Source organism: Bacillus sp. B19-2 (assembly GCF_022832475.1).
GTDB lineage: Bacteria > Bacillota > Bacilli > Bacillales > Bacillaceae > Bacillus > Bacillus paralicheniformis.
On record NZ_JALHKQ010000012.1, the window covers coordinates 1 to 14,679 of the forward strand.

The 14,679-nt window shown below is 48.6% G+C and carries 3 protein-coding genes; all 3 read left to right on the top strand.

Going from position 1 to position 14,679, the window contains the following annotated elements; translation table 11 throughout:
- The coding region (locus tag MST20_RS21040) for an amino acid adenylation domain-containing protein (protein ID WP_243944603.1) at positions 1 to 4,397 on the top strand (4,397 nt) is incomplete at its 5' end.
- A 26-nt stretch (positions 4,398 to 4,423) separates the two neighbouring features.
- Positions 4,424 to 12,118: a non-ribosomal peptide synthetase gene (locus MST20_RS21045; RefSeq protein ID WP_243944605.1), complete on the top strand. Its 7,695-nt coding sequence runs from the start codon at positions 4,424 to 4,426 to the stop codon at positions 12,116 to 12,118.
- A gap of 16 nt (positions 12,119 to 12,134) precedes the next feature.
- Positions 12,135 to 14,679, top strand: a 2,545-nt coding sequence (locus tag MST20_RS21050; RefSeq protein ID WP_243944607.1) for a non-ribosomal peptide synthetase, incomplete at its 3' end; no start/stop codon positions are given.

Here is a 14,679-nt window from a genome sequence, read left to right on the forward strand (position 1 = left end):
CAGGACCGCTCGACCGCGCCCGGCTTGATGAGGTTTTCAGGCAGCTGATCCGCCGCCACGAATCGCTCAGGACGTCGTTTGAAACCGGGGCAGACGGCGAGCCTGTCCAGCGCATCCATGACGATGTCCCGTTTCAGCTGATGGAATTGGCGGCGACTGAAGACTTTGTCCGTCCGTTCCGGCTTCAAGAAGCGCCGCTTTTCCGCGCCGCTCTTGTGCAGGAGGCGGAGGAGAGCCACCTGTTGTTGGTGGACATGCATCACATCATTTCCGACGGGGTGTCTGTCGGCACTTTAATCCGCGAATTCAGCGAGCTGTACGCCAGCCGGACGCTTCACCCGCTGCGGATTCAATATAAAGACTACGCCGTCTGGCAACAGACATTCAAACAAGGGGAGGCGTACAAAAGACAGGAAGCCTATTGGCTGAAGCAGCTTGACGGAGAGCTGCCGGTGCTGGAGCTTCCCGCCGACAACGCCCGCCCGGCGGTGCGAAGCTTTGCGGGTGATACAGTGTCCCGCACGCTTGATGCGGAAACAACAGCCGGCCTTTACAAAATTGCCCGCGACAACGGCTGCACCCTGTATATGGTTCTTCTCGCCGCGTACAGCACGCTTCTTGCCCGTCTCAGCGGACAGGAGGGTATCATCATCGGTTCGCCGATCGCCGGGCGTCCGCACAAAGACTTAGAACCTGTCATCGGCATGTTTGTCAACACATTGGCGATCCGAACGCAGCCGGCCGAAAACAAATGTTTCAGCGATTTCTTAAAAGAGGTCCGCGAAACGGCGCTTGAGGCGTTCGAACATCAGGATTATCCGTTTGAAGAGCTTGTCGACCGGCTCGATGTCGTCCGTGATATGAGCCGCAATCCGTTGTTTGACGCCATGTTTATTTTGCAAAACATGGAACAGCACGATATGCAATTAGCCGGCCTTCAAGTCAATCGCGTTCAAACATTTGCCCATCAAGTATCTATTTTTGACCTTACATTGACCGCTTGCGAATCTAACGGAAATATCCGTCTCGACATGGAATTCAGCACCGATCTTTTCTTAAAAACAACCATCGAGCGCTGGATGAAACATTTGCTTGTACTGTTGCGCCATATCGCCCATCAGCCCGAGACAGATCTTGCGCGCTTCAATCTTCTGAACGATGAAGATCAACACCAAATTCTTGTTGAATTTAATCACAAACACCTTCAACTTCCAGAACGAACAGGAGTGTTTCACGAACTGTTTGAAGAAACAACAGCGAATAATCCTCAGCAAATTGCAGTCATTGAGGGCTCGAAACAGATCAGCTATCACCAGTTGAATGGTCGCGCCAATCGACTGGCGCGGACGCTTCAAACAGCCGGAATCGGTCCTGGAAAACGAGTTGCGATTTTGGCTAATCGTTCGATTGAAGCCATCATAGGTGTTTTGGCCGTGCTGAAAGCGGGAGGAGCGTATATCCCGATAGATTCCCATTATCCAGAAGAAAGAATTCGATTTTTATTAAAAGACAGTGAAGCATCTGCGCTGCTGGCCCAGGCTGAATATATAGATATCGCTTCACTTTTGACAGATGGCGTTATGCCTTGCATCCATCTTGAGTATGAACATAATGGCCTGCACGCGGAAAATATGGTTTCAACAGCAACTCCAAAAGATACTGCCTATGTCATCTATACTTCAGGAACAACAGGAGCGCCAAAAGGAGTTGAAGTCAGACATCGCAATTTCACACATGCAGCGCTTGCTTGGCGAAGCATCTATGAGCTTGACCGCACACCAGCGAGAGTGCTGCAAATGGCCAGTTTCTCGTTTGATGTCTTTTCAGGTGACATAGCCCGGGCATTCTTAAACGGGGGAACGCTTGTGATCTGCCCGGATGATGTCCGAATTGAGCCCGAACTGTTATGTAAGCTGATGAATCAACAGCAGATCACATTAATGGAATCAACGCCAACTCTCATTGTTCCCTTTATGGAATATGTTTACCGGCGGAAATATCGATTACCGAGCCTAAAGGTGCTGATTCTGGGCTCAGATATTGTCAGTGCACAAGATTTTCACACATTAAATGAACGATTCGGAAAAGAGATGCGGATCATCAACAGCTACGGTGTAACAGAGGCGACCATTGATTCAAGCTATTATGAAATCACGATGAGTAAAGAGCCTTATCGCGATTTTGTACCGATCGGCATTCCGCTCCCAAATGTACAAATGTATGTTCTTAACAAGAACAAACAAGTTCAGCCCATCGGCGTCCCGGGAGAACTTTTTATTGGGGGAGAAGGCGTGGCCAAAGGCTATTGGCGAAAAGCTGAATTGACAAAAGCCAAATTCAGCGATCCTTTAGCGCAAGGTCGGCCGCTGTATCAAACCGGAGATCAGGCCTGCTGGCTTCCTGACGGCGCCCTTCGCCTTTATGGGCGTCTTGATCAACAAGTCAAAATAAAGGGCTACAGAATTGAGCTCGAAGAAATAGAAAATGCGCTTTTGAAGAACGAGCCTGTCAAAGAAGCGGCAGTCGCCATTCAAAAAGATATGGAAGGGAAAACCTATTTGGTGGCATACGTCGTTCCTAAAGAAGCAGACATCATCAATCTGCGTTTAGATTTGGCAAAAAGGCTTCCGGCTTACATGATTCCAGCTCATTTTGTCGGTTTAGAGAAAATGCCGCTTACATTTAACGGAAAATTGAATAAAGACGCTTTGCCTGCTGCACATGTTCAGCGCCTGGAAACTTACCATGCCCCGCAAAATGAAAAACAAGCATTGCTATGCCGGATTTGGGAGGATGTGCTCCATGTACGGCAAGCCGGCATCACCGACTCTTTCTTTCAGCTGGGGGGAGACTCCATAAAAGCGCTGCAAGTGTCGGCTCGTCTTGCCGCTGAAGGATGGGATATGACGATTCGGGATTTATTTCAATTTCCAACCATTGAAGAACTGGCGAGTCACCTGACTCCGACCGTATCAATTGCCGATCAGGGGCCTGTTGAAGGGAATGCCAGTCTAACACCTGTCCAGCAAAGGTTTTTTGCCTATCCTGGCGCCTTTGAACATCATTACAATCAAGCAGTCATGCTCACAAGTGAAAAAAGATTGGACGAGACTGCACTGCGCCGGGCCGTATCCGCTTTAATCAAGCATCATGACGCACTGCGGATGATGTTTAAAAAAGATGATAACGGACGCATCCTTCAATATAACCGCGGAATCAGTCAAACGGATGAGGATGGATTCAGCTTTAAGACCATAGACCTCGCCGATGAGACGCAGATTACCGAACGCATAGAGGCGGAGGAAAAACGAATACAGCGGGCTATGCGTTTGGACGAAGGACTCCTTTGTCACATTGGATTGTTCAGACTGCGGGATGCAGACCATCTGCTGTTCGCAATTCATCATCTGATTGTGGATGGTGTGTCATGGAGAATTTTGCTTGAGGATTTACAAACTGCTTATCAGCAAGCTTTAGCAGACAGAAAAATCAAATTGCCGCAGAAAAGCGATTCTTACGTAACATATGCAAACAGGCTGCATCCATTGTCAACAAGCAACGAACTGCTTGAGGAAGCGGCATATTGGGAGCATGCGATCTCTTTTGAAACGGCCGCATTGCCAAATGACGGTCACAGGAATGCGGAAAGGCTGCAAAAAACGGCACTCACCGCTTCTCGCACGTTAAGCGTGAAACAGACAAACCAGCTGCTGTTTCAGACAAAACAGGCATACGGCACAGAGGTGAATGAACTGATGCTGGCGGCCTTGGGAATGGCGCTTGCCGATTGGACGAAACGTGAGCAATTTCTTGTCAGTGTCGAGGGACATGGCAGGGAAGGGCATGTTCCGGACATCGATATTTCCAGAACTGTAGGATGGTTCACCTCGATATATCCGGTCCTTCTGAATATGAGCGTGCCGGACAATTCAAGCGAAAAAACCGCTTGCCGTATAAAAAACGTGAAAGACATGATGAGACGCGTGCCGAACCAAGGAACGGGATACTGGCTTTTGCAATCGTCCCAACGTATTCAGCACCGTGAACCTGAAATCTGCTTTAACTATCTCGGACAGTTCGACGGTCTCGAAGGAATGATGCGGATGTCTCCTTATCAGCCGCGCCACAACATTGCAGAAGAGCGGCCGAGAGAATTTGATTTGGACATTAATGCCATGGTCGTCAATCAGCGGCTTGATATTCAAACTGTCTATACCGACGTCTTTTCAAGGCGTACAATTGAAACATTTATGGATGGCTTCCATGACCGCCTTTGTGAGGTGATTGAGCATTGTTCCGCCAAGAAAAAACGAGAAAAAACATTGAGCGATTTCAGCAATAAACAATTGACTTCTGCTTCATTCGAAAGTATTGCCAATCTCGTAAAAGAACTTTAATTTCGCCGGAAAGGTGTGTGGCATTCATGGCGCAAGAGACTGAGATTCAAGATATTTATCCATTGTCGTATATGCAGGAAGGAATGCTGTTTCATTCACTGCTTCACCCTGATTCAAACGCCTATATTGAACAAATTTCCTTCACCATCAGCGGTGATTTGTGTCTGGATTCATTTCAGAAGAGTTTGGATCTATTGATTGAACGTTACGACATTTTCAGAACGATTTATATAAAAGAGGTGCCTGATCTGGACGGGCCGCAGCAAGTCGTTCTGTCACACCGAAAAGTAGCTGTTCAGACGGAGGATATTTCTGCCTTAACGGCTGAACAACAGAATACGTTGATAAATAGCCGCAAACAAGCAGATCGGCTTCAACGGTTCGACCTGCAAAAAGGTCCATTAATGCGGCTGACCTTGTATCAAACAGGAGAAAAACGGCATACATGCGTCTGGACCCACCACCACATTATGATGGATGGCTGGAGCTTAGGTATTGTGCTGCAAGATTTTTTCCACATGTACTACGCTCTAAGAAACGGCCGGCCTTTCCGCCTTGGGAAGCCGGCGCCTTATAGCACATACATGACTTGGCTTCGCGGTCAGAATAGAACAAAAACAGCTGCCTTCTGGTCCGATTATCTGGAAGGATACGGGGAGCCTGTCTCTGTCCCCGGTTCAAAAAGCAAACCAACAGAAGGCGTTTATACACCGAGACACCTTCAATTCTCACTCAAGCCGGAAACGGTTGAAAAACTTTCCGATTTAGCAAGGCGATTGGGCGTGACGTTAAACACGTTGTTTACAAGTATATGGGGCTTGCTTCTGCACCGCTACAACGCGACGGATGACGCTGTATTCGGCGCAGTTGTTTCAGGGAGGCCTTCCGCCATTGACGGGATCGAATCAATGGCCGGACTGTTCATTAACACGGTGCCTGTCCGGATTCGCTCTTTTGCGGGTATGTCATTTTCTTCACTCGCCAAACAGGTGCAAAAAGACATCCTGGCTTGTGAAGATCACGGCTATTATCCGCTCTATGAGATACAAAATGAAAGCGGCTTAAACAAAGGTCTGATCAATCATATCCTTGTATTTGAAAATTATCCCGTCCAAATGCAGAAAGAGGTTAACGGCTGGGAAGAATCGGAGGAAAACGCTCTTCATCTTGATCATTTTTCCACGTCAGAGGAAACCAATTACGACTTGAATATTGTCATTGTTCCCGGTGAGACCTTTTACATAAAATTCAGCTATAACGCCGAGGTCTATGATCAAACCGACATACTTCGGCTTCAAGGGCATGTAAATGAGGTGATCAAATCTATACTGTCAGATCCCGATCGATTGATCACAAGCATTGATCCCGTGCCACTTGCTGAAAAAAACCTGATTCATTCCTTTCACGGCAAACAGCGAACTTATCCGGATCAAACAGTTTATGAGCTGTTTGAAAAGCAAGCCGCCAAAACACCGGCACAAGAGGCGCTCAGATTCAATGAAACAAGCTGGAGCTACCGTGAATTAGATGAGCGAGTCAATCAAATCGCTCGCGCGCTAAGGAAAGAAGGAGCTGGTCCAAATCAAGTGACAGCTGTCATGCTGCGCCGCTCAAAGGAGATGGTCGCAGCTCTTCTCGGCATCTGGAAAGCCGGCAGCGCGTTTTTGCCGCTTGATCCGGATCATCCGCCCGAGCGGCTCTCGTTTCTGCTACGTGACAGTCAAGCCAAATGGCTCGTTACGCAGCAAGAACTGCTCCCATTCGTCCCTGTGGATTACAAAGGGAAGATTGTCACAATTGAAGAAACCGCTGTTCAACCAACAGATCCTCTTTCAGCACAGTCAGACAGCGAAAATTGGGCCTACATCATTTATACATCAGGGACAACGGGGCAGCCGAAAGGTGTGCTCGTCAGCCACGGAAGCATTTCCAATACATTGCAATGGAGACGGGAAGAATACAGCATGACAGACCGCGATATCGCGCTCCATCTCTTTTCATATGTGTTTGACGGGTCAATAACAGGTCTGTTCACACCGCTCTTGTCAGGTGCCTGTGTCTTGCTGACCGATGAAGATGATGCAAAAGATGTCGTGGCTATGAAACAGCTTATCGCCCAACACGGCGTCAGCCATATGCTCTTAGTTCCTTCGCTGTACCGCGTTCTATTGGAAACCTTGACAAAAGAAGATGTGAAATCAGTCCGGGTTGTTACTTTGGCCGGAGAAGCTGTGACACCTGATTTAATCACCTTAAGCCGCAGCATTTGCAGCAACGCCGAACTGATAAACGAATACGGACCGACAGAAAACAGCGTGTCGACGACGGTGCTTCGGGATCTTCAAAAAAGGGAGCGATTGACAATCGGCCGTCCGGTTGATAATACATCTATCTATATTATGCACGGGAACCTCCTTCAGCCGATCGGCGCTGTCGGTGAATTATGCATTTCAGGAAAAGGCCTGGCTGAAGGGTACTTTCAACAAAAGGAATTGACAGATCAAGCCTTTACCGCCCATCCCTTTCATGAAGGAGAACGGCTGTACAGGACAGGGGATAAGGCGCGCTTTTTGCCGGATGGAACGATCGAATACTTTGGACGCTTGGATCACCAAGTGAAAATCAGAGGATTCAGAATAGAACTAGGAGAAATTGAATCCTCGCTTCGCGGCATTTCCGGGGTAAAAGACGCGGCGGCACTCGTACGTACCACAGCAGATGGAGAACAGGAGCTTGTGGCTTATGTTGTGTTGCAAAAGGAAACAGAGCGCTTGGACCTGCATAGAGCCATTGCCGGGAAATTGCCAGCCTATATGATGCCTGACAGCTTTACAATACTGCCCAAAATGCCGCTTACAACGAGCGGAAAGCTGGATCGCTCCGGTCTCCCGGAACCGGCACATTCAGGCAGGACAGACGTCATGCCGAAAGCGCCCCGCACTTTGCTGGAAACAGAGCTTATGTCGATTTGGCAAGACGTGTTGAAGCGGGAGCAGATTAGCATACACGATGATTTCTTCCAATTGGGCGGTCAATCTCTTAAAGCGGCGGCGCTTGTCTCAAAAATCTATCAGCGGCTTAATGTTCAGCTCCCGATTCGCGAAGTCTTTTCCTATCCGACGATTGCCAGCATGGCTCCTGCAATAGAACGGGTCAAAAGTGAGACCCGTCCGGAGATAAAACCGGCGCCGGAAAAAAATATGTATCCTTTGTCTTTCGCGCAAAAAAGGCTCTATGCCCTGCATCAGCTGGCAAAAGACAGTACAAGCTACAACATGCCCGCTTGCTTGGAACTCTGCGGAACACTGAACCGAAAGCGCTTGAAAGAAACTTTTGCAACATTAATCGACAGACATGAGGCGCTGCGCACTTCGTTTGTTTTACAGGACGGGGAGCCGATGCAAAAAATCGTATCATCTGCCGAAGTGAAATGGGCAGAGTTGCACATCCAATCGGAGGAATCGCTCAATGAAGTGTTGGAATCGTTCGTTCAGCCGTTTGATCTTGAAAGAGCTCCGCTGATCAGAGTCTGCTTAGCCGCGTTGAACAAAGACCGGCATTTCTTCCTGCTTGATATGCATCATCTCATTGCTGACGGAATGTCAATGAGTACGTTTATTCGTGAATTCACGGACATTTACAGCGGGAAAGAGCTGCCTCCATTGACACTGCAATATAAGGATTTCGCGGTATGGCAAAATGAACAGTTTTCAGCTGGGGCATTCGGCAGCCAAAAACAGTACTGGCTGGAAGTGCTGAAGGGGACGTTGCCGGTGCTGGATTTGCCGCTTGATCAAAAACGCCCGCTTCTTCCCGATTTTAGCGGAGACACTTTGACCACGCATATTGACAGGGAAACAGGGGCAAAGCTGCGCCAGTTAATGGACGAGACCGGTTCAACGTTATATATGGTGTTGCTGGCTGGCTTCTCAATCTTTCTTTCTAAACTGAGCGGTCAAGAGGATATTGTCATCGGTTCGCCGGCACATGGCCGTGAACGCGCAGAACTTGATGGCGTGATCGGGATGTTCGTGAATACAATGGCGATGCGAAGCAAGCCTGAAGGGAATAAAACAGTCCGCACATATTTGAAAGAGATCAAAACACTGACACTTGAGGCTGTTGACAACCAATATTATCCGTTTGAGGAGCTCGTCCAACACCTTGACGCCCCACGAGAAGTGAACCGCAACCCGCTTTTTGACGCTATGCTGGTGCTTGAAAACAGCGATGATTTCAAGATGGAATTACCGGAACTGACGCTTTTATCACATAAACTGCCGCATCACTCGTCAAAGTTTGATTTGACTTTGCATGCCGAAGAACAAGATGACGGAACGATCAGCTGTCATTTTGAGTACAGTACTGCCTTATTTGAAAAGGCAACTGTCGCGCGCTGGTCTGATCATTTTAAAGCGCTAATCGGCAGCATGTCGGCCAACCATGACATGAAACTGTCCGACATGCAAATGCTGACTCCGACAGAACAAAACATGCTGATCAATCCTGCCGGAGAGACGGCTGAATACCCGAGACAAGAGAACATCGCGAGTCTATTTGAAAAACAGGCAATGGCCGCTCCGGATCAAATAGCCGCCGTGATCGATGATCGGCAGCTGTCTTACCGGGAACTTGATGAAAAGGCTGAACGGACAGCTGCTGTGTTGAATGAACATGGTGTCGGTTCAGGGCAAGTGGTCGGTTTAATGACAGACCGTTCACTCGATATGCTGATTGGGATTCTCGGCATCTTAAAAGCGGGAGGCGCCTATTTGCCGATCGACCCTGATTATCCAGCTGAACGGATCCGCTTTATGCTGAATGACAGCGGGGCCAAACTGCTGCTTACCCAATCCGGACAACAATGGGACGAACCCATTGAAGTGCCTGTTTTATATATTGACGAGGCAGAAAAAGCTGCAGCGAAAAGGCGGCGCCAGCCGATATCAGCCGAACAGCCGGCATATGTGATCTACACATCGGGAACAACAGGAAAGCCGAAAGGTGTAGTCATAGAACACCGCAATGTGGTCAGCCTGATCAAACATGACGATCTGCCTTTTTCATTCGGATCCCGGGACGTCTGGACGCTGTTCCATTCCTATTGTTTCGACTTTTCAGTTTGGGAAATATTCGGCGCTCTTTTACACGGCGGAAAAATTGTCATTGTCCCGAAAGAAACTGCCCGCGATCCCCATGTCTACCGGCGGCTTTTACAAAAAGAAGGCGTGACTGTGCTAAACCAGACGCCTACAGCTTTTCACGGGCTTATCGATGAAGAATTAAGGCATTCGGACCGTTTACAGCTCCGCTATGTCATCTTCGGCGGAGAAGCCCTGCAGCCCGGGATGCTGATGAACTGGATTGAGAAGTATCCAGAAACGGATCTTATCAATATGTACGGCATTACCGAAATAACGGTGCACGCCACGTATAAAAAGCTGACTCGAACCGATATGAAACAAAATAAAAGCAATATCGGAAAACCTCTGGCAACCCTACAAGCCTATGTCGCGGACGCCTATATGAACCTGCAGCCCGTCGGTGTGCCGGGAGAACTGTATATCGCAGGCGCCGGAGTCGCAAGAGGATATATCAACAGAGAAGAGCTGACCGCTTCCCGATTCATCACAAATCCATATGCCGGAGATCAGCGCCTTTATCGTACGGGAGACATCGTCAAAAGGCTGCCAAACGGTGAGCTTGAATATGTCGGCAGAAAAGATGCGCAAGTGAAGATCAGAGGATATCGGATTGAGTTGGGAGAAATCAGAAGCGCCCTGCAAGAACTGCCTCCAATCAAGGAAGCAGCAGTCATAACAAGACATGATAAAGACGGACAGCAATCGATCTATGGATATGCGGTAACGGAGCAAAGCATCAATGAAACAGAGATTCGTACATCTCTCAGAGCGCTCCTCCCGGAATACATGATACCCGCGCGAATCATACAGGTTGACGAACTGCCGCTGACAGCTAACGGCAAGCTCGACGAAAATGCACTTCCAGAACCGGCGGCGAATAAAGGCGCAGGTGAAGATATAAGCCCAAGAAACGATATTGAACAGATGATGGCTGAGATTTGGGAAGAGCTCTTAGGAATGGAGGGGCTCGGTGTGAACGCCCATTTCTTTCACCTTGGCGGAGATTCTATTAAAGCGCTGCAAGTATGCGCAAGGTTAAAGCAGCGAGGCTATGAAACAACGGTTCGCGAGCTGTTTAAATATCAGACGCTTGGCGAACTGTCAAAGCAGGTAACGAAAGTCCGGCGCGAGATTGATCAAGCGCCCGTCAATGGCGAAGTGCCGCTGACGCCTGTGCAGCACTGGTTTTTCTCACAATCTTTGTCACACGATCACTTTCATCAATCTGTCATGCTGCACAGCTCCGCGCGATTTGATGAAACAGCTCTGCAAAAAACGCTCGCCCATATCGTGATCCATCATGACGCATTGCGGATGGTATGCGGATATCAAGACGGAGCTTTAACACAGTACAACAGAGCCGAAGAGCTTGCCAAAGAGGAGCTGTTTTCGTTTGAACTGCTTGATGTAAGAGGAGCAGGATCATTAGCTCAAGAGCATGTGCTGATTGAAAGGGCCGCGGAACATATTCAGAAATCGATTCAGCTGCAGACAGGGCCTCTTGTTGCAGCTGGCGTTTTTCGCGGATCGGACGGCGATCATTTGCTGCTTGTCATTCATCACCTTGTCATCGACGGAGTATCATGGCGCATCCTCTTCGAAGATTTAACCGCCGGATACAAGCAGGCGCTGACGGGAAAAGAAATCGTGCTTCCGGAAAAGACAGATTCCTATCAAACCTATGCCAAGCAGCTGACTGATTACGCAACAAGCCGACAGCTATTACGGGAAATAGATTATTGGACTGAAAGGGAAAAAACGATCGTTGAACCGCTTCCGAAAGATGCCGAAACCCTTACGAATCTGCTGCAAGATACAGACACAATAGGCATTCGGCTGACAAAACAAGAAACAGAGCGTCTGTTAACGGCCGTAAACAAGCCGTATACGACAGATACAAATGACATATTACTCGCCGCGTTAGGTCTTGCGCTTCACAAATGGACCGGCAATGATCGATTCAAAATCAGCTTGGAAGGCCATGGAAGAGAAGCGCATTTGGAGGATATCGATATCAGCCGGACGGTCGGCTGGTTTACCTCGATTTATCCTGTTTTACTCGATGCAAGCCTTCCGGAGTCCGCAGATGATCATGAGCGTTTCAGCTACCACATTAAGCGGACAAAAGACATGCTGCGCCGTATTCCGTATAAGGGCGTTGGCTACGGGGTGCTGAAATATATCGGCGGCATGTGGGAACCTGAAGATTCCCAGTGTCCCGACATCAGCTTTAACTATTTGGGACAGTTTGACGAAGATATCAAGTCGAGCGGGTTTCGCGTTTCCCCCGTCAAAGCGGGGCATGAGATCAGTCCGGATTGGGAGCGGCCTCATCTTCTCGATATCAGCGGCGCCGTATCTTCAGAATGTCTCGTCATGCACTTTGTCTACAACCGGCTTCAATATAAAAAAGAAACAGTACAAGTTCTGGCAGACCATGTTCAATTTTTTCTCAAAACGATCATCAAGCATTGCACAGAAAAAGAAACCCATGAAAAAAGTGCAACAGACTTCACTGATGAAGATTTAACATTGGAGGAACTAAGCGACATTATGGGAGCCGTCAATAAATTATAGAAAAGGAGAGTCGCTGATAATGCAGCAACCGGAAATACAAGATATCTATCCTTTATCTTTTATGCAGGAGGGCATGCTGTTTCATTCGCTGTTGGATCAGGAATCTAGAGCCTACTTTGAACAGGCATCATTTACGATAAACGGCCCGCTCGTTACAGAACGGTTTCAAAAAAGTTTAGACGCGCTGATTGAACGCTACGATATTTTCCGCACTTCGTTTATACACAAAAATGTGGCAAAGCCGCGCCAAGTCGTGTTAAAAGAGCGGCAAAGCCGCCTTCAATTTGTTGATATTTCTCATCTGGACGAGGCGGCTAAAGAAACATTTGTCGATCAATTCAAACAAGACGACAAGAAAAAAGGATTTGATTTGCAAACAGACCCTCTTATGAGAGTGTCTATCTTAAAAAGGGCACATGAACAATATCATTGTATTTGGAGCCATCACCACATTTTAATGGATGGCTGGTGCTTTGGTATTGTGATGAAAGAATTTCTTGCGATTTACAAGGCTTTAGGAAAAGGGCAGCTTCCTGATTTTGAACCGGTTCAGCCGTTCAGCAAGTATATTAAATGGCTGATGCGACAGGATCGAAAAGAAGCTGAAGCCTTTTGGAAAACAAAGCTTGTCGATGTCAACCAAACCGCATCACTTCCCAAAACATCGACATCCCCAAAAGGAAAGCTTGAGCAGATGGCATTCACCATATCTAAAGAACAGACTGAAGGGCTGCGAAAATTGGCCTTGCAAGCAGGCGCGACACTGAACACGGTTTTTCAAGCATTATGGGGAATCGTGCTGCAAAAGATCAACCGCTGTGATGACGCAGTCTTCGGCTCCGTTATTTCCGGGAGGCCGTCTGATCTTGAGGATGTAGAAAAAATGGTCGGGCTTTTCATTAACACCATTCCCGTCCGGGTCAAAAGCGGGCCGGAGTCCTTTTTGACATTGGTCAGCCACTTGCAGCAGGAGTCACTGAAAGCGGAAGTGTACAGTTATTATCCTTTATATGATATTCAGACGCAAAGCAAGCTCAAACATGAGCTGTTTGACCATATTGTCGTATTTGAAAACATACCGGCCCAGCGCGAAATTGACTGTCTGAATCAAGCTAATGCGTTCGATTTCACAGTCGACGATTTCGATATGGAGGAAGTTACCAACTATGGATGCAGCATTAAAATCATTCCGGGAAGCTCGCTTTATATTCGCATAAATTTTGATATCGGACTGTATGATCCAGCCATGATGAAAAAAATCGAACTGTATTTACCCCATATCATCGGCTCTGTCATCGCTGATCCCAATCAACAAATCGCACAAATTGGATTGCTTGGCGAAGAAACTGCTAAAGAGATGCTGTACGAATTCAATCAAACAGAGCTCGCTGCACCTTTAGCGCCGACGCTGCATAGCTTTTTCACCCGCCGCGCGGCTCTGTCGCCGCACATGCCGGCGCTTCGTTTTTCCGGCGGTATCTTAACGTACCGAGAGCTTGATCAGTATACCAATCAACTCGCTATTCGGTTGAGGAAAAAAGGCGTGGCCAAAGAAAGTGTCGTCGGCGTGCTCGCCGACCGTTCACCGGAGATGGTGATCGCGGTGCTGGCTGTTTTGAAAGCCGGCGGCGCTTACGTGCCGCTTGATCCGGACTATCCTGAAGAACGGCTCAGATACATGCTTGCTGACAGCGGCGCCAAGCTTCTCGTCACAGGGCCGGGTTTGTCCGTCTCCGGATTTTCCGGGGAGGCACTTGAGGTCAATCTATCATCGCTTCAAGCGGGACCAAAGGAGACCGAACCGGGTTGCGCTCATACGGATGGCGGCTCACTCGCCTATGTCATCTATACATCCGGTTCTACCGGGACACCGAAGGGCGTCGCGGTTGAGCACCGCCAGGCTGCCGCCTTTTTGTCCGGGATGCAACGCCAGTTCCCATTAACTGAAGATGATGTCATCGTGCTGAAGTCATCGTTTTCATTTGATGCTTCGATCTGGCAGTTGTTTTGGTGGATGATTCCCGGTGCCTCCATGTATTTGCTTCCGCCGGGCTGGGAAAAGGATCCCGCTTTGATGACAGAAGCCTTCGTCAAAGAAGGGGTGACAACGGCGCATTTTATCCCGGCGATGGCCAACAGCTTTTTAGATCAGGTGGAGATGGAAACAGAGGAGAAAAGGACAAGCCTTGCGAAAACCTTGAAACGCGTATTCGCCGGAGGTGAAGCGCTCGCTCCCCAGACAGCTGCCCGGTTTGCCCGGTCTTTGCCGGAAACTGCGGTCATTCACGGCTACGGGCCGACAGAAGCTACGGTGGATGCCGCATTTTTTCGGTACGACCACGAAAAAGACAGGGAACGGATGCGGCTTCCGATCGGAAAACCTGTACCAGGGGCGCGCCTTTATATTTTAGACAGTGAAAAAGCCGTCCAGCCCATAGGAGTGGCCGGAGAACTGTATATCGCAGGCGCGGGGGTCGCGAGGGGCTACTTGAACCGTCCGGAGCTGACGAAAGAACGGTTTCTTGATGATCCGTTTTATCGAGGGGAACGCATGTATCAAA

What these genes read in the sequence shown, in the direction of transcription:
- MST20_RS21045 (WP_243944605.1), top strand. Translation starts at nt 4,424, where the DNA reads ATGGCGCAAGAGACTGAGATTCAAGATATTTATCCATTGTCGTATATG.